Here is a 22,856-nt window from a genome sequence, read left to right on the forward strand (position 1 = left end):
ACGATACCCGCTGCCGTGACCGCGGACCTACCTGCGCGAGGTGGGTCCGCGGTCACGGTGATCGATGTTCGGTCAGGCCGCCGCAACCGTCGGCGGCATCGGGCTGTGATCGGCCTCGGCCATCACCTCGTGCACGGTGGGGTCGTAGACGTCCTTCCTCGGTCGTTCCGCAAGCTCCACTCCGTCGCGTCGAATCGCGGCCTCGCACCGTCGGGCGAGGTCGCGTCGATCGCCACCGGGTGCCTCCGGGGCAGTGAACTCGACCTCGGCACGCAATCCTCGCAACCGGAAGATCCGGCCGATGGATGCACCGATCGTTTCGTCTCCCACGAAGCACGTGGCGGTGGTCTGCTCGCCGGTCCGGTCCAGGTAGCGCAGCCGAATGGGCTGTACCCAGGTCTCCGAATCGATCGCGGCCTGAAGCAGCGCCGGCCGTAGCGAGCCGTGTGCGCGACCACACCAGGTGGTGGCCTCGGGGAAGACGACGACCGATCCGCCGGCGCGGACACGATCGGCCACCTGATCGACGACGCCGGGGAGCTGGTGCAGTCGAGCTCGATCGATCGGAAGCACCTTCATGGCCCGCGCGAGGCGACCGAGCACCGGCCAGTCGATCAGGTCGGCACGTGCGACGAAGGTCGACGGCTGTACCGCGGTGAGCACGACGACGTCGGTCCAGGAGATGTGACCGGCGACATGCAGTGCGCCTGCGGCGGTTCGGGAGCGTTCGCGCTCGGAGCGAGCGTCGAGCACCGTCAGGTCGATCCCGATGGCGAACAGCAGAGTGCGAGCGCCGATCCGCGTCAGCGAACGGCGAACCCGCGGGAAAGGAACCCCGAGGACGACCAACACCGGCAGCAGCCCGAACGCCGCCACCGCCAGTACGATTCGGAGCGCGAGGACCACTCGTCCCACCGTCGGTGGGTTCTTCGGCAGACAGCCGTCACTGCACGGCGACGACGGCATCCACGCGTGCGCGCGCACGATCGGTCGTGTCACCGGACACCCGACTCGAACGTCGTTGCCGCCGAACGCAAGCGGTCGAGATAGCGAGTGTTGGTCTCGTGCAGGCCGAGCAGAGCGACGAAATCGGCGACACCGAATTCGGGATCGTGCGCCGGCTCACCGCAGATCGAGGCACCGAGTCGAAGGTAACCGTTCATCAACGGCGGCATCGAGGTTCGCTTCGCGGGTTCGATGTCGATCAGGTCCACCCCGTCGACGACGACCGGAGAATACGGCCGGACCCGACGGTCGAGCGGCGTAGCGTGCTTGCCCAACAGGCGGTCTCGAACACTGCGAACGTTGGCCCCGATGGGGTCCCCTGGTGCCGACTGCATGGGCACCGACACGCATCCCATCACCCACTCGTATCCCGTCACATCGAGGTAGTGCAGGATTCCGGCCCACATCAACCCGAGCACGGACCCGGATCGATGGTCGGGATGAACTGCAGCCCTTCCCATTTCGACAATATTCATGCCGACGGGATCGAGTGCGGAGATATCGAATTCGGTAGCCGTGTAGTACCCGCCTGCAGACACGGCGGCCTGCGGCGGCAACATGCGGTAGCAGCCGACGAACGTGTCGGTCCACTGGTCACGAACGAGCAGGTGATCACAGAATTCGTCGAACCGATCGGCGTCGAGGCCGTCGGTGTCGGTGGGAATGGAAAACCCCGGCTCGGAAGCGAACACCTCGTAGCGCAGACGCTGCGCCGCGAGTCGGTGCTCCGGGTCGGTGGACAACACGAGCGAGTAGCGGTCGGTGGCCGGGAGGATCGATGCAGTCGAGCTCATGACGGAAGTGGTCATGAGGTGTGTCTAACGAGCGGGGAAGGCCACCGGGCATCGTCGGGGAAACGTGTCGGAAGAGTTTGTGTGAACAAGGTTGCGCTGCTCGACACGACAGGCCCCCACCGCGCGGGCGGTGGGGGCCTGTCGGAACAGCGCTCGGAAGAGCTATCCCTTGTGCTTCTTGACTGCTTCGGTCAGCTGCGGTGCGACGTTGAAGAGGTCACCGACGATGCCGTAGTCGGCGATCTCGAAGATGGGCGCTTCCTCGTCCTTGTTTACCGCGACGATCGTCTTCGAGGTCTGCATGCCTGCACGGTGCTGGATGGCTCCGGAGATACCCAGTGCGACGTACAGCTGCGGGGAGACGGTCTTGCCCGTCTGACCCACCTGGAACTGGCCGGGGTAGTAGCCGGAGTCGACAGCGGCGCGCGAGGCACCGACTGCGGCACCGAGCGAGTCGGCCAGATCCTCGACGACGGAGAACTTGTCGGCACTGCCGACACCGCGTCCACCGGAGACGACGACCGACGCCTCGGTGAGCTCCGGACGGTCGCCACCGACGATCGGGTCACGCGAGGTGACCTTGACGGCCCCCTCTTCCTGCGCGGGGACCTCGACGGTTTCGCGGGTGCCCGCTCCGGCCTTGGGCTCGGCCTCGACTGCGCCGGGACGCAGCGAGATGACCGGAACGTCGCCGTTGGCCTTCGCCTCGACGGTGAACGCACCACCGAAGATGGAGTAGACGGCACTGCCGTCGCCGTTCAGGGCGACGACGTCGTTGTGGTAGCCCGAGCCGAGGCGTGCTGCGAGTCGTCCCGCAACTTCCTTGCCCTCGATCGTGGCTGCGGTGATGATCGCTGCAGGCGAGACCGACTCCGCGAGTGCCGACAGCACGTCGACCTTCGGGGTGACGAGGAATCCGTCGACTGCGTCGGATTCTGCGGCGTAGATCTTCTCGGCACCGGCTTCGGTCAGCGCGTCGGCGACCTTGTCGGTGGTGCCGACCGGGCCGGTGACGACCGCGGACGGCTCACCCAGCGCGCGAGCGGCGGTGATCAGCTCGGTGCTGACCTTCTTCAGTGTTCCCTCGACGTGCTCCACGAGCACGAGTACTTCTGCCATGACTTGCTCCTCGTTTGTCTTCGATTGCTCGGTGGGGCGGGATCAGATGATCTTCTGGCCGACGAGGTAGGTGGCGATCTTGTCGCCGCCGTCGCCCTCGTCGGTGAGCCGCTCGCCTGCAGTCTTGGGAGGCTTGGGGGTGGACGACGTGACTGTCGTTCCGGCGTTGTCGACGCCGACGATGCCGTCCTCGACACCGATGTCGGCGAGCGTGATGGTCTGCACCGTCTTCTTCTTGGCGGCCATGATGCCCTTGAACGACGGGAAGCGCGGTTCGTTGATCTTCTCGGTGACGCTCACGATGGCGGGCAATGCGGCTTCGAGGCCGAAGATGCCTTCGTCGGTTTCCCGCTCGCCGGTGACCTTGCCGTCGACGACGGTGAGCTTGCGCAGCTGCGTCAGGGCCGGGATCTGCAGGTATTCGGCGATGATCGCGGGAACGGCACCGGTGCGACCGTCGGTGGCCTCGTTGCCTGCGATGATGAGATCGGCCGGCTCGTCGTTCTCGAACGCGACGTTGCCGAGCGCTGCGGCCAGCGCGTATCCGGTCTGGATCGCGTCGGAGCCGTGCAGGGTCGGGTCGTTGAGGTGCACTGCACTGTCTGCACCCATCGACAAGGCCTTGCGGATGGCATCGGTGGCGCGATCGGGGCCTGCGGACAGAACCTTGACCTCACCGCCCTGGGCTTCCTTGATGAGCAGTGCTTCTTCGACGGCCCGCTCGTTGATCTCGTCGAGGACGGCGTCGGCAGCCTCGCGATCGAGGGTGTAGTCACCGTCGGTGAGCTTGCGCTCGGACCACGTGTCTGGAACCTGCTTGATCAAAACAACGATGTTCGTCATGGGTCTGCGTCGACCTCCTGGTCATGTTCTGCTGATCGTGAGTGTTCTAACGGTTCGTGCAGTTCTACGGTCTGGGACGAGGTTACCTCACCGTAGTTACCCGTGGGTAACATACCTCCCTGCCTGTCCGACCATACATCTGCACCCCGACTGTTATGGAGACCACGTTGGCTTACCTCTCCCACGCCTCCACTAACCTTCCGTCGGTGAACGATTCTTCGGCTCAGGCACCGGTACCGGAACCACTCCCCCTCACCGGCGAGAGAACGGTGCCGGGTATCGCCGAGGAGAACTACTGGTTCCGCCGCCACGAGGTGGTCTACCGCGCACTCGTCGAGCGCTGTCGCGATCGAACGGTGCTCGAAGCGGGATCGGGAGAAGGCTACGGAGCCAACATGATTGCCGATGTCGCGACCCACGTTCTCGGCCTCGACTACGACGCGTCGGCCGCCGCACACGTGCATGCCCGCTACCCGAGGGTGACGATGCTGCGTGGCAACCTCGACCGCCTTCCCGTCGCCGATTCCTCGATCGATGTCGTCGTCAATTTCCAGGTGATCGAGCACCTGTGGGATCAAGGTGCGTTCCTCGCCGAAGTGCACCGGGTGCTCGCACCCGGGGGGATTCTGTTGATCAGCACGCCGAACCGCATCACGTTCTCGCCCGGCCGCGACACACCGCTCAACCCCTTCCACACCCGCGAACTCGACGCGGCCGAACTCACCGAGCTTCTGGTGGACGCTCGGCTCGAGGTCGACGAACTCACCGGAGTGCGGCACGGACACACCCTGGCCGCTCTCGACGCCAAGCACGGCGGTTCGTTCATCGACGCTCAGATCGAACGAGCCCTGGCCGGTGAACCCTGGCCTGCCGAACTCACCGAGGACGTCGCGGCAATCTCGATCGACGATTTCGACATCAGCGCCGACCGTATCGACGACAGCCTCGACCTGGTCGCCGTCGCCCGCAAGAGCTCGAGCACGGTGATCGGGTGACATCCGGTGCAACCGTGCCGGGCATGTTCTCCCTCGTTCTGCACTCCCACCTCCCGTGGTTGGCCAATCACGGACGCTGGCCGGTAGGCGAGGAATGGCTGTATCAGTCCTGGGCCGACTGCTACCTGCCGCTCACCGCGGCACTGGAGCAGCTGGCCGACGACGGCTACACCGACGTACTGTCGCTGGGGATCACCCCGGTGCTCGCTGCTCAACTCGACGATCCACACTGCCTGTCCGGAATGCACCACTGGCTCGGAAACTGGCAGCTCAGAGCCCACGAGGCGACCGACCGCGACCTGTCCGTTCGTGAACACCGAGGTTCTGCCGCTGCGCTCGATCGATTCGAGTCCCGGTGGCGGCACGGCGGGTCCGCGGTCCTTCGACCGCTGGTCGACACCGGAACCGTCGAACTGCTGGGCGGCCCGTTGGCGCACCCGTTCCAGCCGCTGCTCGATCCCCGACTACGCGCATTCTCGCTTCGGGAAGGCCTGCTCGACGCCCGTGCTCGGTGGGGCACCACGCCCCGAGGCATCTGGGCACCCGAATGCGGATTCACCCCCGGCATGGAAACCGAATACGCCGCGGCCGGGGTCTCGCACTTCATGGTCGACGGGCCCGCGATGCGCGGAGACACCTCCCTCGGCAGGCCGGTGTGGGACTCCGATGTCGTTGCGTTCGGACGCGATCTTCCGGTCAGCTACCGCGTCTGGTCACCGAAGTCCGGCTATCCCGGCCACGGTTCCTATCGGGATTTCCACACCTACGATCACGCCACCGGTCTCAAGCCGGCCCGGGTCACCGGCCGCTCGGTCGCGTCGAACGACAAGGCTCCCTACGATCCCGAGCGGGCTGCGGCCACGGTGGACCGTCACGTCGCCGACTTCGTCGATGTGGTTCGCAGGCGCCTGATCTCCGAATCCGAGCGGATCGGTCGCGACGCCCTGGTCGTCGCTGCATTCGACACCGAGCTGTTCGGACACTGGTGGCACGAGGGCCCACAGTGGCTCGGCAAGCTCATGCGCGCGCTTCCCGCCGCTGGCATCACCGTCGGCACGCTCGGCGATGCGCGCGAGCAAGGTTACGTCGGAGCGCCACTCGAACTGCAGGATTCGTCGTGGGGATCGGGCAAGGACTGGCGCGTGTGGGCGGGCGACGACGTCGCCGACCTGGTCGCGCTCAACTCCGAGGTGTCTCGGACCGCTCTCGACGCCGTCGATACCGCCCGAGATGCGCAGCATCGCGCCGGTGGACCGGAACTACGCAATCGGGTCAACGATCAGATACTGCGTGAGACACTGATGGCCGTGGCCAGCGACTGGGCATTCATGGTCAGCAAGGATTCCGCCGCAGGCTATGCCCGGGAACGGGCGCACGTCCACGCACATGCGCTGCGCGAGATCGCTGCCGCGGCCGCAGGTGGTTCACCCGGCCGGGCGCACGACCTGGCTGGGCAATGGAACCGCGCGGACGGACTGTTTCCTGCGCTGGATGCGCGCCGATTGCCCGGTGCACACGGTGGCGGCGAGCGAGAAGGTGCAGGGGGGCGTCGATGAAGATTCTGATGGTGTCGTGGGAGTACCCACCCGTGGTGGTCGGCGGTCTCGGTCGGCACGTCCATCACCTGGCGACCGAACTGGTCCGATGCGGGCACGAGGTCGTGGTTCTGTCGCGTCGACCCACCGGAACCGACGCCGCCACTCACCCGACGTCCCATCACATCGAGGACGGGGTGCTCGTGGTCGCCGTCGCCGAGGACCCGGCTCACTTCGTCTTCGGTGAGGACATGCTCGCGTGGACCCTCGCGATGGGGCACGCGATGGTGCGTGCCGGCGTCGCGCTGGGAAAGCCGGGTCTGGGAGACGGCTGGCAACCCGACGTCGTTCATGCCCACGACTGGCTCGTCGCGCATCCGGCGATCGCGCTCGCCGAGTTCTACGACGTGCCTCTCGTCTCGACCATCCACGCCACCGAGGCCGGACGCCACAGCGGTTGGATCTCCGGCCCCGTCAACCGCCAGGTGCACTCCGTCGAGTGGTGGCTCGCCAACGATTCCGATGCGGTGATCACCTGCTCGGCTTCGATGAAGGACGAGGTCACCACCCTGTTCGGAGTATCCGAGTCGGCGGTGAAGGTGATTCGCAACGGAATCGACCGGTCCACCTGGCACTTTCGGCGACGAGAGCCTCGATCGGAGCCGGCCAAGTTGCTCTACGTCGGCCGACTCGAGTACGAGAAGGGCATCCAGGATGCCATCGCAGCCCTACCCCGCATCCGACGAAGCCACCCGGGTACCACCCTGCACATCGCCGGCGAAGGAACACAGTTCGCTTGGCTGGCCGGTCTGGCGCGCACGCACCGAGTTGCCCGCGCAGTGTCGTTCCTGGGCAACCTCGACCACACCGAACTACTCGGCTGGCTGCACGGAGCCGACGCCATCGTCCTGCCCAGTCGGTACGAACCGTTCGGCATCATCGCGCTCGAGGCCGCCGCTGCGGGCACCCCGCTGGTCGCGTCCACCGCAGGCGGTCTGGGTGAAGCCATCGTCGATGGCGTGACCGGCCTGTCCTTCGAGCCCGGCGACGTCGGTGGGCTGGCCGCCGCCGTGCGGCGTGTTCTCGACAACGCCGATGCCGCCCAGGAACGTGCCGTGGCCGCCCGCGAGCGCCTCACCGTCGATTTCGACTGGAAGCACGTCGCCGAATCGACGGCCGAGGTCTATCTGGAAGCCAAACGCAAGGTTCGGCATCCGCTGGCTCGCCCGCACATCGTCGAGCGCGCGCTCCCCGGCCGTACCTGAAAACAGGAGGGTCAGTTCTCCCGCGCCGCCTCGGCATGTCCGAGAGCCTTCTTGCGGGCGATATCCTCCAGCGCAGCAATGTACTTCGCGCGTTCGGCAGCACCTGCCTCCCAGGCGACCTTGCGATTGCGGACGACCTTGGCCGGGGCACCGACCGCGATGCTGTAGTCCGGGATCTCACCCTTGACCACCGCATGGGCTCCCAGCACGCAGCCCCGGCCGATCCGGGTCTCGCGCAGGATGGTCACCTTGGCCGCGATCCACGTGTCCGGACCGATTCTCACGGGCCCCTTCACGATCCCCTGATCCTTGATCGGCATGTTCACATCGTCCATCCGATGATCGAAATCGCAGATGTAGCACCAGTCGGCCACCAGCGTCGACGCGCCGATCTCGATGTCGAGGTAGGTGTTGACGACGTTGTCCTTGCCGAACACCACCTTGTCGCCGATCCGCAGCGAACCCTCGTGACAGCGAATGGCATTGCCGTCGCCGATGTGTACCCAGCGACCGATCTCGAGGCGCGAGAGCTCGGGAGTGGAATGAATCTCGACGTTCTTGCCGAGAAACACCATGCCCTTGAGGATCACGTGCGGATTGGCCAGCTTGAACTTCGCGAGGCGGTAGTAGCGCACCAGGTACCACGGTGTGTACGCCTTGTTGGCGAGCACCCAGTCGAGGGACGCACGCGTGAGGAATCGCGCCTGTTCGGTGTCGCGTCGTCTCGACCCGCGCCAGCGTGTCCGCAGCGGCGCGTTCCACATACTCGTCATGGACGTTCACCCTAGTTTCTCGTTCGCCCGCTCTCTGCCGCCACCCTCGCGCGGGCTAGGGTTGCCTGTCGACTGTTGCTTGTCGGCAGAACGAACACAGACGCCCCGGCACCACGTCGGGCACGGACTCGAGTCATGGGGAGCGATCGATGCGCGGCGTCAGGGCCAAGGGCAGGACCGGCAGAAAGGTCACGGCGGTCGCAGCAGCGCTCGCGCTGGTGACCGTGAGCGGCTGCGGCACCGATACGTCGGCCATAGAACCACTCTCTCCCGATTCGTGGCCTGCAGCGCATGGGAACTCGCACAACAGCGGTGCCACCGCAGTGTCGGTGTCGACTCCACTGTCCCTGGACTGGACGCGCCCCACCGGCGGCACGGTGACCTCTCCGGTGTCCATCGGGTCGACCGGTCAGATGTTCGTCACTGCCGCCACCGAATCCGGCTGCAACCTCTTCTCCTTCGAGATCGACTCCGCACGCAAGCGCTGGTGCAATCGCGTCGGGCCGTCCGTCGTCACTGCCACGCCGACCGTCGATTCGGCGATCAACGTCTACATCGGCGACGACGGCGGCATGAACTCGTACAACGACCACGGGCAACTACGTTGGCGCACACCGGTGTACGGAGTGCCCAAGTCCGCCCAGTTCCTCGGGGACGGCAGCGTGCTCTCGGTCACCCAGATGGGGCAGATCAGCGTTCTGGATTCGCAGAACGGGCAACTTCGAGTACCGATCCTGGATCTGATTCCGACGCCGAATTTCCTGACCGACCCGAATTCCGATTTCCTGCCGGTCGACACCGGACTCGCCCAGTGCAGCTCGGGTGGATCCGAATGCCCCGTGCCCGCAGCGCCCGCGGTCGACAGTGCGACCGGAACGATCTACTTGACACTGTGGCGTCCCGGTTCGATTGCGCCACAGCTCGTTTCCCTGCAGTACAACCGAGACGGCTCTCCCGGTCTCGCCGAACGTTGGTCCTCGGACCTGCTGCCCGCCGGAGTCGCATCGAGTCCTGTGCTGTCCGAGGACGGGTCGACGGTCTACCTGGCCGATGTCGACGGCAGGCTGACCGCGTTCGACACCGCCGACGGGCGACAGAAGTGGACCGAGGGCACCGGGCTCGGCATCGGTGCGAGTCCCTCGATCGCCTCGGACGGCACGATCGTGCCCTCGGGCGGCGACGGCACCCTCGTCGGCGTCCGAGACAACGGAGATTCCGCCGAGCGAGTCTGGGTTCGCGACGACATCGAACAGGCAGGCAGCGCAGCCCAATCCGCAGACGGACGCGGGCACACCGTCGTTCGCGAAAACGACGGACTGGCACTGCTCACTTTCGACGCAGCCACCGGTGAGACGGTGGATGTGCAGTCCGTTCCCGACGTCGTCGGCACCACCGTCGGCACCTCCCTCGGCCCGGACGGCCAGGTCGTCACCGCGAGCTACCTCGGCGAAATCTTCACCTACACAGGCTGACCGATAGCGCCCGGAGCGCAGACGAACGCCACCGCAGACCGTTCGACTCGGGCGATCACCACCGACAACGCCACGGATCCGCGCAGTTTGAGTCTGGGCCGCAGTAGTGCCGGATCCACGTCGACCCCGCGGACGAGAATCTCCACCGAGCCGCAGTCCATCCGATTCAGTTGTTGCCGAAGCACTTTCTCCGAGAACTTGGACTGCTCCAGAATCCGAAAGCCGCGCACCCCGTCCGGGACGGTGTCGCCGGTCAGATACGCGATTCTCGGATCGAGTTGCCACAGACCGAATCTGGCACCGTAGTGCCGAACCAAACCGGCCCTGACCACCGCGCCGTCCGGATCGACGAGGTAGCTGCCAGGGGGCCGAACCGGAATGTCGTCGGATTCTGCGTCGGTGAATTCCAGAACACTGCCGTCGGACCGAAGAACAGCTGCCCGACGCCGAACACCGTTCTCGCTCAACCCTTCCGACCAGAGGCACGCTTCTCGCACTCCCCCGTCGAGCGAGACCACCTCGATCTCGCCTGCCCAGTCGACCGCGTCGAAATCCAGGCCGGGCGCACACTTGACGACCAGGTCTCGGCCCCGATAGGCGTCGAACAGGTCCGGTAGCGGTGGTTGCAGCGCCGCCGGGTCGTGGCGTCGCCGCCCACCTGCTCGGCGGCCGGGATCGGCCACGACGACGGTGTCGCGCGTCGTCGGTGTCAGAGCGTCGGCGCGCAGCACGGTGGCGTCCGGGACGTTGTGTGCGGCCATCCGAAGCCGAATCGGGTCGAGATCGCTGCCCACCGCCAACTCCGTGGTGCCGACCAGCACGGACAGTTCACTGCCGATCGAACACGTGACATCGTGCACCCGTCGTCCGGCGAGTCGAGCGGCCCGCCTGCGCGCGACGAGCGTCGGCGTGGCCTGCTGTACCGCCTCGTCGGTGACCCACCATCGGTCGGAGTCCAACAACTTCACTCGGGCCTTGCGGCGGACCGTCACGGTTTCGATCAGTGCACTCGCGTGGCCGGGGAAGCGAGTGCGCACCGAGGCCGTGTCGCGCACCGATGTTCGAGTGCTGAGCTCGAGATCGTCGACCTCAGCAAGCGCTCCGGCACCGGCCTCGCTTCGTAGGAAGTCGAGGTCGGTGCCGGTGAATTCGTAACCCACTAGCGGACTCGAGCGCAGAGTCTGCGGCGGTCCGAGCCGATCAAGCGCGAGGAGCGGGCTTGGTGCCGGTGATCATCACGTTGTAGAACAGTCCGCGCGGTACCACGTGCTGCAGCACGTTCTCGTCGACCCAGCTCAGTGTCTTCCATCCACCGAAGGCGAACTTCGCCCAGTTCCACCCCAGCTTGCCCGCGGGTACAGCGGCCTCGAAGGTACGCACCGGCCAGCCGAGCAGAGCGGCGGCGAACTCCTCGGTGTTCGCCTGGACGGACTCGGCGCCGGCCGAGAGCGCGATGTTCTCGAGATCGGTCGGATCGAACGTGTGCAGGTCGACCACGGCCTCCAGCGCCGCTGCTCGCGAGGATTCGTCGAGCTCTTCCTGTGGCTTGCGCCAGCTCGCCAGGAACGGGAGCTTGGTGGCGCGGGTGGTCGCTTCCCAGGTGATGCGTCCGAGCCAGCGTGCGTAGAAGTTGCCCACCGTGGTGGGTTCGCCCGCGAACACGAAGCGGCCGCCCGGTTTGAGCACCCGCAGCACCTCGCGCAGGGACTGTTCGACGTCCGGGATGTGGTGGAGGACGGCGTGCCCGACGACGAGATCGAACGTGTCGTCTTCGTAGGGAATGGTTTCCGCGTCGGCGACGCGGCCGTCGACGTCCAGGCCGAGGTGCTCGGCGTTGCGAAGAGCGACCTTGACCATGCCGGGCGAGAGGTCGGTGACCGAGCCCTTGTCCGCGATGCCGGCCTGCATCAGGTTCAGCAGGAAGAACCCGGTACCGCAGCCCAGTTCGAGCGCGCGGCCGTACGGCAGTGCGGACTGCGCCGACGCGTCACCGGAGACCGCCTGATCGAACCTGCCGCGCGCGTAGTCGATGCATCGCTCGTCGTAGGAGATCGACCACTTGTCGTCGTAGGTCTCGGCTTCCCAGTCGTGATAGAGCACCTGCGCCAGTTTGGTGTCCGTCCGGGCTGCCTCGACCTGCTCGGCAGTGGCATGCGGATTCGGGGCTGGATCGACCTGGCGGTCATCGATCTCGGACGAGGCCGAAGGCATCGCATTCGAGATCGATCGATCGACACCGTCGTGGGGGCTTGCAGTCATCAGGCGAGCCTACTATCCGGTAGCTGTGGAACAACTCTTCTCCGTTGGGCCGTTGCTTCACCGTCCGGTGAAGGTCGCCTTTCCCGGGCCGTCGGCCACGAAGGACTTCATGCCGATCGTGCGATCGTCGGTCGCGAACAAGGCCGCGAACTGCTGCGCCTCGATCCGCAGACCGGTGGTGAGATCGACGTCGAGCCCCTGGTCGATCGACGCCTTGGCCGCTGCGAGCGCTCGCGATGCACCCGTGGTGAACTGCATGGCCCAGGCGCGGGCGGCGTTGTAGACCTCGTCCGGTGCCACCACCTCGTCCACCAATCCGATACGCAACGCTTCCTCGGCACCGACGAAGCGGCCGGTGAAGACCATGTCCTTGGCACGGCTCGGGCCGATCAGCCGAGCCAGCCGCTGCGTTCCGCCGCCGCCGGGAATGACACCGAGCAGCACCTCGGGAACACCGAACTTCGCGTTGTCGCCCGCGATCCGGCGGTCCGCACCCAATGCGACCTCGAGCCCACCACCGAGTGCGTATCCTGTCACCGCCGCAACGACGGGCTTGGGAATGGTACTGAGCGAGCCGAGGGCGGACTGCAGATCTTCGGCGATCTCGGCCATCTCGGCCGCGGACAATGCCACCATCTCCTTGATGTCGGCACCGGCGGCGAAGACCTTCTCGCCGCCATAGACGACGACGGCCTTGACCTCGGAATTCACCGTGGCCTCGCGGGCCGCCGCTCGGATTTCCTCCTGCATCTGCCGATCGAGCGCATTCATCGGCGGACGATCCAGGCGAATGGTGCCGATACCGTCGGATACTTCGAGATTCACGAACTCAGCCATGGGCCGAAAGGCTACCGGGCCTCGGACCGACGATCCGACCAGGGATGTCGCGTTCCGGCGTAGTACGCATCGTCGCCCTCGAAGACCACCCGGACCGTACCGTCGTCGCGGGTGAGAATCGGAAGCACCGGGGCGATCTCGCGGTCGTGCTCGACGACCTGCGCGACGGTGTCGAACCGAGACAGTGCGTCCAGTTGGCTCCAGGTCGGCGGAAGGAGAATTGTGTTTCCCGACCGCCAGTCCGCCAGTGCGTCACCGGTCGAGCGCCAACTCACCGACGCTGCCTCGCTGGTCTCGCCGTCCGCACTCTGCCCCTCGGGCAGCACCGCAACGAAGAACCGGGTGTCGTACCGTCGCGCTTCGCCGACCGGGGTGATCCAGTGGGACCACGGCCGGAGCAGATCCGATCGCAGAACGAGGTCGTGGGCGGTGAGAAACTCGGCGAACGACACTTCGCGGCGCTCGAGCCGACCCCGCTCCGCCGCGAACGGAGCGGTATCGGCAACGATCGAATCCGGCGTCGAGCCGGCCAACAGCACGCCGCACTCCTCGAACGTTTCGCGCGCCGCAGCACACACAAGTGCCTGGGCCTTGCCCTCGTCCGTTCCGAAGCGCTCGGCCCACCACGACGGCGGCGGCCCTGCCCAGCGGACGTCCGCTGCCGCGTCCGAGGGGTCGACGCCGCCACCGGGAAACACCGTCATGCCGCCCGCGAATGCCATCCCACCGACTCGCTCGAGCAGGAAAACCTCGATGTCGGGTCGTGACAGACCGTCACGAATCAAGATGACCGTCGAGGCGTCCCGCGCCTGCGCGTGATCGGCAGCACTGTTCGAGCTCATGAAGGGCAACGTACCGCTGCGCTTCGCAGCGGAATCGCTCGGTCCGCTCTACCGGCGGTGCGCTCCTGCAGCGCGGGTCCGCCGCGCGAAGAACCGACCGTCGACGCGATCGAGTGCGATCGACTGGCTGAACGCCTCGGTCAGGTTCTCTGCGGTGATGACGTCGTCCATGAGTCCCTGTGCCACCACGCCGCCTTCCTTGAGCAACAACGCGTGACTGAAGCCCGGCGGGATCTCTTCCACGTGGTGGGTGATCAGCACGGTCGCGGGGGCGTCGGGATCGGCAGCGAGGTCGGTCAGGCGTGCCACCAGCTCCTCGCGTCCACCGAGGTCGAGGCCGGCCGCCGGCTCGTCCAGCAAGAGAAGTTCGGGGTCGGTCATCAGGGCGCGGGCGATGAGAACACGCTTTCGTTCGCCTTCGGACAGCGTGCCGTAGGTGCGGGTGGCGAGATGTTCGGCACCGAGGCTCTCGAGCATCTCGACTGCGCGCTCGGTGTCGACCGCGTCGTATTTCTCTCGCCAACGCCCCAGTACCGAGTAGCCGGCGGACACCACCAGATCGGACACGAGTTCGTCGGCGGGAATGCGCTGCGCAAGCGAGGAGGACGACAGGCCGATCCGCGGTCGGAGTTCGGAGACGTCGGTTTTGCCCATGATTTCGCCGAGAACGTGGGCGACACCGGACGTGGGATGGATCTCGGCCGCAGCGATACGAAGCAGGGACGTCTTCCCGGCGCCGTTCGGGCCGAGCACGACCCACCGTTCGTCCAGTTCCACCTTCCAGGTGACGGGTCCCACCAGGGTCGCACCGCCACGGCGGACGACTACGTCGGTGAAATCTACGAGCAGGTCGGGATCCGGTTCAGACACGACGCCTATCTTCCCGCACATCGACCGTGCATTCACGGCAGGATGTGCACGCGTGTCGCCCAATGACGATCTGCCTCGTAGCTCCCACCGGACCGCCGGCGGCGAGTCCGCCTCGAATCCCCCCGGGTCTCCGTTCCCACTGGGTGCCACTGCACTGTCGACTGGCACTCAATTTGCAGTCCATGCACCCGAGGCCGATGGAGTCGAGGTATGTCTGATCGATCCGGACGGCGGTGAACGTCGGGTGGAGCTGACCACCCGCACCTTCGGGGTTCGACATGCCTTCGTCCCGGGAGTGCGCCCCGGTGATCGATACGGCTTCCGCGCCCACGGAAAATGGGATCCGCACTCCGGCCGTAGGTTCAACGGCGCGAAGATTCTGCTCGATCCCGCCGCGCGCCAGGTGACGGGCGCATTCGGAGACCCGTCGGCACTGCTCGCCTACGAGGACGACCCGTTCGGTGCGCCCAGTTCTCGGGACTCGCTCGGACACCTCCCGCTCGGCGTCGTCCGCGCAGCTGCCGATCGAGTCGGCCGTCCCGCGCGCCCCGACGTGCCCTGGGACCGAACGGTACTCTACGAGCTGCACGTGGGGTCGTTCACGGCCCGCAATCCTGCTGTGCCCCAGCATCTTCGCGGGACATACCTGGGTCTCGCCGAGCCTGCGGTGCTCGAGCATCTCGGGCGCATCGGCATCACGTCGATCGAATTGTTGCCCGTACACACCACATTCACCGAACCCGGGGTTCGCGCCCGGGGTATGCGAAACCACTGGGGGTACTCGACGGGTGCGTACTTCGCACCCGACCCGCGTTTCGCCGCTGTTCCCGGTGACGAGGTGGACGAATTTCGCACCATGGTCGACGCGCTGCACGCTGCCGGGATCGAGGTGATCCTCGACGTCGTCTACAACCACACGTGCGAATCCGCGGTCGACGGCCCCTCGATCAGCTGGCGTGGGCTCGATGCACCCGGCTACTACCTGCTGGACGGACGCGGATCGGACGTCGATCTGACCGGCTGTGGCAACACTCTCGATTCCGCATCACCCGCGGTCGTGCGGATGGTGTGCGACAGCCTTCGGTACTGGGTCGAGGACATAGGTGTGGACGGGTTCCGATTCGACCTCGCCAGCACTCTCGGCCGGCCCGGTGGTTGGCGATTCGATTCTCGCGCACCGTTGTTGACCGCCATTGCCACGGACCCGATCCTGGCCAGGGTCAAATTGATCGCCGAGCCGTGGGACGCCACCGGTGCCGGCTATCAGGTCGGCAACTTCGGAGTGGCATGGTCGGAATGGAACGATCGCTACCGCGACACGGTGCGACGCTTCTGGGCGGGCCAGCACGGGGTTCGCGAATTGGCCTCGCGGCTGGCCGGTTCGGAAGACCTCTTCGCGGGCGGCGGGCGCCTGCCGTGGGCGTCGATCAACTTCGTCACCGCGCACGACGGGTTCACCGCCCGAGATCTGGTGTCGTACGAACGAAAGCACAACGAGGCCAACGGCGAAGAGAACAGGGACGGTACCGACAACAACTCGTCGGTCAACCACGGCGTCGAGGGTCCGAGCGACGATGCATCCGTCGTCGAGGCTCGGGGACGTCACGTTCGGGCGCTACTGGCGACCCTGACGCTCTCCACCGGCACACCGATGCTGCTCGCCGGCGACGAACTGGGACACAGCCAGGGAGGCAACAACAACGCGTACTGCATCGCCGAGGACGCACCGGCCGCAGACGCCTGGGCCATCGACTGGGACAGTGCCGATCAGAACATGATTCGCTTCGTGGGCCGACTGCTCCGCGTCCGCGCAAGCGCTCCGACCCTGCGTCAGCAGGAGTTCTTCACCGGCCGCGCGACACCGACCGGCCGACCCGATCTGGTGTGGTTCGATTCCGCCGGAGTCGAATTCGACACGGACCGATGGAACGACGACTCGGTGCGCACCATTCAGGCCTGGGTGGACGGTTCCGACGTGCGCTCCTATGCCTCCGACGGCGGGCAGGTCGACGACGCCAGCTCGCTCCTCGTCCTCCATTCCGGCGGCCCCGCCGACATCACTCTGGCGTGCCCGAGTTGGTCGTCGTCGCGGTTCGTTCCGGTCCTCGATTCCTCGTGTGTGGACGGGGTGCCCTCGGATACCACTGCGCTGGAAGCGGGTTCGACGATATCGGTGACCGGATCGACGGTCCTGGTACTGCGCAGCGCAGGCAGGTGAGTCATGAACACTTGCACGAGCGGACCGACTCCGAGTGCATAGAGAACCGTCCCGACACCGAGCGTCCCACCGAGCAACCAACCGGTGAGCACCACGGTCAACTCGATTCCGGTGCGGGTGAGCCGAATCGACCATCCGGTCCTGGCCACCAGACCGGTCATCAGTCCGTCTCGCGGCCCCGGACCCATCCCGGCACCGATGTACAGCGCGGTTGCGAACGCGTTGACCACGATGCCGGACACCATGGCCAGGGTCCTGATCGGAAGCCCGTCGAGATGCGGCAACACCGCCGACGTCGCGTCCACCGCAACGGCGATCACCACCACGTTGCTCACGGTGCCCAGGCCAGGCCGTTGGCGCAGCGGGATCCACATCAGCAGTACGGCCACGCCGGTGATCGCGGTGATGGTTCCGAAGCTGAGCGAGAGGTGACTCTCGAGACCCTGGTGAAAGACATCCCAGGGGTTGACGCCCAGTCCGCCGGCGATCATCAACGACATCGACGCCCCGTACAGCCACAGCCCCACGTAGAGGGCGGCCAACCGAGAAGGTAGCCGGCGACCGGCGACAACACGACGTGGTGAGATGAACATGCTTCCAGTCTCGGGGCTACTGGATATGTTCGGCATAGCCACTTGTGCGACAGTGGACCCCAGATCTAGGGAACGGCAATCACGGTCGTCGAACCGGGTGCCACTTCGGTGAAGCCTGCATCCCGCACCGCGACGGCACGTCCAGCGCGAACCTCGTCCAACGCACGCGTCCATTGTTCCGGGCTCGCAGACCGAACCGAACATTCGAAGCCCGACGCAGCCCACTCGCGGCATTGCGCTGTGCTCATCGCACCCGCCAGCAGCATCGACGCGTGACCCACCTGCGCGGCTGCCTTGCCCACCGTCATGGACAGCGAGGCGTCGATCCACAGCACCGGGCCTGCCGAGACCGAATGTTCGTCTTCGGCCGACACGTCGGTCCCACCGATCTGAAGCCGCTTGATCCGCGGATCCAGATCTCCGACCCGACCGGGCACGAAAGCGCGTGCCGACGCTCCCCCGACGTCGACCGTCACACCCGGAACTTCCTGCGCAGCACGCCACTGGGCACCGCGCGCACGTCGGGCAACCTTTCGGATGCGAGCCGACGTCCACTCGGTGAAGGCCTCGTTCCACGAAGCGCCCACGCCCACTCGTGGGTCCAGGCACAGCGCAACGGTGGCTCTGGCAGCTGCCTCGAGCAACTCGCTACGCATGGGCGGATCGATTTTGGGGATGTGCAGCACCAACGGCATGGCCAGAACCTGGGACGGATCTGCCGGGTCCTCCGCTCCGCCGTACCCACGAGCGAGCTCGGCGTGGCGCGAGACGAACGTGTTGTCCGGCGAGAACTCCTCGGCCGCAGTCACAGCCGCCACGTCATCCGGTGCGTCGCCGGTCATGTCAACGCCGGTCATGTCGTCGCCGTTCATGTCATCGCCGATCATGGGATCGGGACGCGGCGGACTCCCCCGTCGACTGCGTCCGCAGCTTCGATCTCGTTGCGGGTGACGCCGAGGATGAACAGAACCGCGTCCAGATACGGATGCGAGATAGCCGTGTCGGCGATCTCTCGCAACGCAGGCTTGGCGTTGAAGGCGACCCCCAGGCCCGCGGCCGTCAGCATGTCGATGTCGTTCGCTCCGTCGCCGACGGCGACGGTCTGCTCCATCGGCACTCCCGACTGTGCCGCGAACTCGCGCAGTGCCGTCGCTTTCGCAGCACGATCGACCACTTCTCCGATCACCCGGCCGGTGAGCTTGCCGTCGACGATCTCGAGGGTGTTCGCCTTGACGTAGTCGAGTTCGAGTTCGTGCGCGAGTCCCTCGATGACCTGCCGGAATCCTCCGGATACGACGCCGCAGGCGAATCCGAGACGACGGAGGGTACGGATGGTGGTCCTGGCGCCCGCCGTCAGTTCCAGGCTCTCGCCCACTTCGTCGATGACGGATTCGTCGAGCCCCGCCAACACGGCAACCCGCTGTTCGAGCGACTCCGCGAAGTCGATCTCACCGCGCATGGCAGCTTCGGTGACCGCACGAACTTCGTCCTCTCGCCCGGCGCGGGCAGCCAACATTTCGATGACCTCACCCTGGACGAGCGTCGAGTCGACGTCGAACACGATCAGCCGCTTGGATCGCCGTGCGATTCCGCCGCGCTGCACGGCGATGTCTACGCCGATTCCGGCTGCGATGGCCGCGAGGCCGGTGCGCAGTTGCAGGTCGGCATCCGGCGAGGTGTCGGTTGCGGTCACCTGAAGTTCGAGGCCCGTGACCGGATAGTCGGCGATTCCGCGAATCGCATCGATGTTCGCGCCCTGTCGGGCGAGTTCACGGGAGATGGTGCTGAAGGCACGAGCGGTCACCGGTCGGCCCAGAACGACGACGACGTGGGTGGCCAGGATCTGACCACCGCCCCGCGCGGTGTCGATCTCGACATCGACGTGCACACCGACCGTCGCCATCGCGTCCTCCAACTCTTCCTGGAGTGCTTCGGGGTCGCGGGGGCAGGACAGGAGAACGCCCAGAGTCAACCTGCCGCGAATGACCACCTGCTCGACGTCGAGGAGGCTGACGTTGTGCCGTGACAGTGCTGCGAACAGCACCGATGTGACGCCCGGCTTGTCGGGTCCTGTCACCGTCACCAGCACTGCGGTGTCGCTCGAAGTCACCGGATCTCCCTTTCGCGCACGGCCAGCGGCCGGATAGGTCTTCGTGTCACCTGTCGTGAACGAGCGAGCCCGAACACGCCACGAGATTGTCGCAAGCGAAGAGCCCCACCCGGTAGCCGGGAGGGGCTCTCGCTCTGCTGTGGACTACTTGGGGTCCGGGTCTCCGGACCCTTCGTGATCGCTGGTGGCGATCGGAGCCCGGCGGGCCTGTTCGAGGACTGCGGTGGTCTTACCACCGTGTGCTCCCGGCCCGACGTGCGCTTCCGCGCGCATCCGTTCGACCATGTGCGGGTAGTGCAACTCGAACGCCGGACGCTCGGAACGGATCCGAGGCAGTTCGGTGAAGTTGTGTCGCGGCGGCGGGCAGGAGGTGGCCCACTCCAGCGAGTTGCCGTAGCCCCACGGATCGTCGACGGTGACGACCTCGCCGTATCGGTAGGACTTGAACACGTTCCACACGAACGGCAGCGTCGAGGCACCGAGGATGAAGGCACCGATCGTGGAGATGACGTTCAGCTCGGTGAATCCGTCCGAGGGAAGGTAGTCGGCGTAGCGACGCGGCATGCCCTCGTTTCCGAGCCAGTGCTGCACCAGGAACGTGGCGTGGAATCCGAAGAACGTCAGCCAGAAGTGCCACTTGCCCAGTGCCTCGTCCATCATCCGGCCCGTCATCTTCGGGAACCAGAAGTAGATGCCGGCGTACGTCGCGAACACCACGGTGCCGAACACCACGTAGTGGAAGTGGGCGACCACGAAGTACGTGTCGGTGACCTGGAAGTCGATGGGCGGCGACGCCAGCAGAACACCGGTCAGGCCGCCGAAGACGAAGGTGATCAGGAAGCCGAGCGAGAACAGCATCGGCGTTTCCAATGTCACCTGGCCTCGCCACATCGTGCCGACCCAGTTGAAGATCTTCACGCCCGTGGGCACCGCGATCAAGAACGTCATGAAGGAGAAGAACGGCAGCAACACAGCGCCCGTGGCGTACATGTGGTGCGCCCACACCGCGATGGAGAGGGCGGCGATCGCGATCGTTGCGTAGATCAGACCGGAGTAACCGAAGATCGGCTTACGCGAGAAGACGGGGAACACCTCGGAGACGATTCCGAAGAACGGCAGCGCGATGATGTAGACCTCGGGGTGACCGAAGAACCAGAACAGGTGCTGCCACAGCAACACGCCACCGGTTGCCGGATCGAACAGGTGCGCACCCAGGTGACGATCGGCCGCCAGGCCGAGCAGGGCCGCCGTCAGCAGCGGGAAAGCCAGCAGAATCAGGATCGACGTCACCAGGATGTTCCAGGTGAAGATCGGCATGCGGAACATCGTCATACCGGGGGCGCGCAAGCAGATCACGGTGGTGATCATGTTCACGCCGCCGAGGATGGTGCCGAGACCGGCGATGGCCAGACCCATGATCCACAGGTCTGCACCCACGCCCGGCGAATGCAGAGCCGAGGTGAGTGGGGTGTACGCGGTCCAACCGAAGTCTGCTGCGCCGCCGGGAGTGATGAACCCGGCCGTGGTGATCAAGGCACCGAACAGGTACAGCCAGTACGAGAACGCGTTCAACCGCGGGAACGCGACGTCGGGAGCGCCGATCTGCAGCGGCAGGATGTAGTTCGCGAATCCGAACACGATCGGCGTCGCGTACAGCAGCAGCATGATGGTGCCGTGCATGGTGAACAGCTGGTTGTACTGCTCGTTGGACAGGAACTGCATTCCCGGAATGGCCAACTCGGCGCGCATCAGCAGCGCCATGAGTCCACCGACGAGGAAGAACGCGAACGATGTCGCGATGTACATGATTCCCAACACCTTGGGATCGGTGGTCGTCACCGCTTTGTGCAGAAACGACCCCTTCGGTCCCGTCCTCGGCGGGAACGGCCGAGCAGCATCCACCGCGGGAGCGGGCCTAGGCGCTAGGGCAGTCACAGATCCTCCTGATTGCGCGTCGGACCTCGAACCACGAGGCGACGTCATCTAGTCGTGCGCTCCTCGAATCGTAGACCGTCGGACCGGCACTTGCCGAACCGGTCCTACCGTGTGTCGTATTGGGCCGAATCGAGAAGGCCCGGATCGCGCGATCTGCCTGCGCTGTCGGCATTTCCGACGCAGCGGGGAACGCCGCGATCGTCGCCGATTCCGCACGCTCGACGGCGTCCGTTCGGGTGTTCTGCGACGGCGGCCTTCCGATACTGTGTGAGACCACCCGACCCGTCGAAGGAAGTCCCGCGTTGCCACTCCACCCGCGAGTCCCCCGTTCGTGTGCGCCGCGCAGGATCGGTGCCGTCGCCGCCGTATGCCTCGCCGCAACCATGGCGTTGGCCGGCTGCTCCGACTCCGAGACGCAGGACGACGCGTCCACCATCATCCGCACGACCACGAACATCGCCGGCGCCGGAGTGGTCGGAAACAACCGGGACACCGTGGGCCTGTGCCCAGCACTGGCACCACTCGACCCGACCGGCATCGAGGGTGACACCCGACCCGTGGGCCATGCCGAGGGCATCAGCGCCATTCCGGCCGACCCCCAGCGCATCGTCGTACTCGATGCCGCAGGACTGGACGCGAGCTGCGCGGTCGGAATCTGGGAGCGTGTCGTCGGGGCGGCCACGATCGACCCCGATTTCCGCGGTGACGGCGATCAACCGCTGTACCTGGGCACCGGATTGGCGTCCGTCCCGTCCGTCGGCCCGGTGGGTGCACCGGACATCGATGCCATCGCCGCCCTCGACCCCGACCTGATCCTGGGTGCCGATTCTCTCGGATCCGATACCTACAACAGGCTCACGGCGATAGCCCCGACCGTCTTCACCGCAACCGGGCAGGGTTGGAAGGACACCTTCCTGCAGTCCGCGGCGGCGCTCGGTCGTGGCCAAGCGGGATTCGAGGCACTCGCATCGTTCTCCGCGGATGCCGAACGAGTCGGTCGCGAGATCGACGCCACCCAGACCCAGGCGTCCGTCGTCCGATTCGCTGCGGACTCCATCGAGGTGGACGGACCGAACTCGTTCGCGGGCCAGATACTCGACGAGGTGGGAGTCGGTCGGCCCCAGAGCCAGCGCGACGCGACGTTCTCGGTCGAGTCGGACAACCTCTCGCCGGTCGAGGGAGACATCGTCTACGTGCGATTCGCGGGCCCCGACGGCGAGACGTTCGGGCGCGAGGTGATGGACGGTGACGCGTGGCACGCTCTCGGTTCGGTCACCGACGGTCGGGTGTTCGCCGTGAACGACACGGTGTGGTCGGGCAGCGGCGTCGTCGCCGCACGGGCCGTTCTGGACGATCTGTCCGCTTCCCTGAACGCCTACGTCTCCTGACGC

Annotated in this window: 19 protein-coding genes and 1 pseudogene; 6 read left to right on the forward strand and 14 right to left on the reverse strand. The window is 66.1% G+C overall.

Going from position 1 to position 22,856, the window contains the following annotated elements; genetic code table 11:
- Positions 1–72 precede the first annotated feature (72 nt).
- The 4 genes from CH295_RS24610 to CH295_RS24625 form a co-directional block, all read right to left on the reverse strand.
- Entirely contained in the window at positions 73–999 is a 927-nt protein-coding gene (locus tag CH295_RS24610) for a lysophospholipid acyltransferase family protein (protein ID WP_252342161.1), read from the reverse strand.
- Positions 996–1,814 carry a GNAT family N-acetyltransferase gene (locus CH295_RS24615; RefSeq protein WP_094742110.1) on the reverse strand — a complete coding sequence of 273 codons (819 nt, stop codon included), beginning with the start codon at positions 1,812–1,814 and terminating at the stop codon, positions 996–998. The genes CH295_RS24610 and CH295_RS24615 overlap by 4 nt, the downstream gene beginning before the upstream one ends.
- 147 nt (positions 1,815–1,961) lie before the next feature.
- The gene (locus CH295_RS24620; protein ID WP_037189773.1) at positions 1,962–2,918 is read right to left on the reverse strand and encodes an electron transfer flavoprotein subunit alpha/FixB family protein; all 957 of its coding nucleotides are present in this window, start codon (positions 2,916–2,918) and stop codon (positions 1,962–1,964) included.
- Positions 2,919–2,960: 42 nt separating this feature from the next.
- Complete coding sequence (locus CH295_RS24625) at positions 2,961–3,761, reverse strand: electron transfer flavoprotein subunit beta/FixA family protein (protein ID WP_037189774.1); 801 nt, start codon at positions 3,759–3,761, stop codon at positions 2,961–2,963.
- A 155-nt stretch (positions 3,762–3,916) separates the two neighbouring features.
- On the opposite strand from CH295_RS24625, the gene CH295_RS24630 reads away from it, so the two are divergent.
- The 3 genes from CH295_RS24630 to CH295_RS24640 are packed head-to-tail and all read left to right on the forward strand — an operon-like array spanning position 3,917 to position 7,556.
- The gene (locus CH295_RS24630; protein ID WP_094742111.1) at positions 3,917–4,756 is read left to right on the forward strand and encodes a class I SAM-dependent methyltransferase; all 840 of its coding nucleotides are present in this window, start codon (positions 3,917–3,919) and stop codon (positions 4,754–4,756) included.
- Positions 4,757–4,779: 23 nt separating this feature from the next.
- Entirely contained in the window at positions 4,780–6,312 is a 1,533-nt protein-coding gene (locus tag CH295_RS24635; RefSeq protein WP_094742225.1) for a 1,4-alpha-glucan branching protein domain-containing protein, read from the forward strand.
- Entirely contained in the window at positions 6,309–7,556 is a 1,248-nt protein-coding gene (locus tag CH295_RS24640) for a glycosyltransferase family 4 protein (protein WP_037189777.1), read from the forward strand. Before CH295_RS24635 ends, CH295_RS24640 begins: the two co-directional genes overlap by 4 nt.
- An 11-nt stretch (positions 7,557–7,567) precedes the next feature.
- Here the strand turns inward: CH295_RS24640 and CH295_RS24645 are convergent, their stop codons facing one another.
- The gene (locus CH295_RS24645) at positions 7,568–8,329 is read right to left on the reverse strand and encodes an acyltransferase (protein ID WP_094742112.1); all 762 of its coding nucleotides are present in this window, start codon (positions 8,327–8,329) and stop codon (positions 7,568–7,570) included.
- Positions 8,330–8,478: 149 nt separating this feature from the next.
- On the opposite strand from CH295_RS24645, the gene CH295_RS24650 reads away from it, so the two are divergent.
- Entirely contained in the window at positions 8,479–9,801 is a 1,323-nt protein-coding gene (locus CH295_RS24650; RefSeq protein WP_094742113.1) for an outer membrane protein assembly factor BamB family protein, read from the forward strand.
- Here CH295_RS24650 and CH295_RS24655 read toward each other — a convergent pair.
- From CH295_RS24655 to CH295_RS24675, 5 genes are all read right to left on the reverse strand, one after another.
- The gene (locus tag CH295_RS24655; protein WP_094742114.1) at positions 9,789–10,961 is read right to left on the reverse strand and encodes a THUMP-like domain-containing protein; all 1,173 of its coding nucleotides are present in this window, start codon (positions 10,959–10,961) and stop codon (positions 9,789–9,791) included. The two genes, CH295_RS24650 and CH295_RS24655, sit on opposite strands and share 13 nt — an antisense overlap.
- 40 nt (positions 10,962–11,001) lie before the next feature.
- Positions 11,002–12,012, reverse strand: a complete 1,011-nt coding sequence (locus CH295_RS24660) for a methyltransferase domain-containing protein (RefSeq protein ID WP_052047587.1) — start codon at positions 12,010–12,012, stop codon at positions 11,002–11,004.
- A gap of 105 nt (positions 12,013–12,117) precedes the next feature.
- Entirely contained in the window at positions 12,118–12,897 is a 780-nt protein-coding gene (locus CH295_RS24665; protein WP_037189786.1) for an enoyl-CoA hydratase/isomerase family protein, read from the reverse strand.
- An 11-nt stretch (positions 12,898–12,908) separates the two neighbouring features.
- Complete coding sequence (locus CH295_RS24670; RefSeq protein ID WP_094742115.1) at positions 12,909–13,739, reverse strand: NUDIX hydrolase; 831 nt, start codon at positions 13,737–13,739, stop codon at positions 12,909–12,911.
- Positions 13,740–13,787: 48 nt separating this feature from the next.
- Entirely contained in the window at positions 13,788–14,630 is an 843-nt protein-coding gene (locus CH295_RS24675) for an ABC transporter ATP-binding protein (RefSeq protein WP_037190200.1), read from the reverse strand.
- A 31-nt stretch (positions 14,631–14,661) separates the two neighbouring features.
- Here CH295_RS24675 and glgX point away from each other — a divergent pair, with 31 nt between their 5' ends.
- A complete protein-coding gene (glgX, locus tag CH295_RS24680; RefSeq protein WP_170946047.1) occupies positions 14,662–16,827 on the forward strand; it encodes a glycogen debranching protein GlgX in 2,166 nt (721 codons plus the stop codon).
- Between the two features lie 11 nt (positions 16,828–16,838).
- Here the strand turns inward: glgX and yczE are convergent.
- The 4 genes and pseudogenes from yczE to ctaD form a co-directional block, all read right to left on the reverse strand.
- Positions 16,839–17,594 (reverse strand): annotated as a pseudogene (yczE, locus tag CH295_RS28320) (membrane protein YczE); the annotation flags it as partial.
- Positions 17,486–18,262, reverse strand: a complete 777-nt coding sequence (locus CH295_RS24690; protein WP_094742227.1) for a peptidyl-tRNA hydrolase — start codon at positions 18,260–18,262, stop codon at positions 17,486–17,488. The gene CH295_RS24690 and the pseudogene yczE, both read right to left, overlap by 109 nt.
- A gap of 41 nt (positions 18,263–18,303) precedes the next feature.
- Positions 18,304–19,530 carry a phosphoserine phosphatase SerB gene (serB, locus tag CH295_RS24695; protein WP_094634171.1) on the reverse strand — a complete coding sequence of 409 codons (1,227 nt, stop codon included), beginning with the start codon at positions 19,528–19,530 and terminating at the stop codon, positions 18,304–18,306.
- Positions 19,531–19,674: 144 nt separating this feature from the next.
- On the reverse strand, positions 19,675–21,465 hold the full coding sequence (gene ctaD / locus CH295_RS24700; RefSeq protein ID WP_037189791.1) for an aa3-type cytochrome oxidase subunit I: 1,791 nt from the start codon (positions 21,463–21,465) through the stop codon (positions 19,675–19,677).
- A 383-nt stretch (positions 21,466–21,848) separates the two neighbouring features.
- Here ctaD and CH295_RS24705 point away from each other — a divergent pair, with 383 nt between their 5' ends.
- A complete protein-coding gene (locus tag CH295_RS24705) occupies positions 21,849–22,853 on the forward strand; it encodes an iron-siderophore ABC transporter substrate-binding protein (protein ID WP_094742228.1) in 1,005 nt (334 codons plus the stop codon).
- The last annotated feature ends 3 nt before the right edge of the window (positions 22,854–22,856 follow it).

The sequence above is a fragment of the Rhodococcus sp. 14-2483-1-2 genome, assembly GCF_002259405.1.
Taxonomy (GTDB): Bacteria; Actinomycetota; Actinomycetes; order Mycobacteriales; family Mycobacteriaceae; genus Rhodococcoides.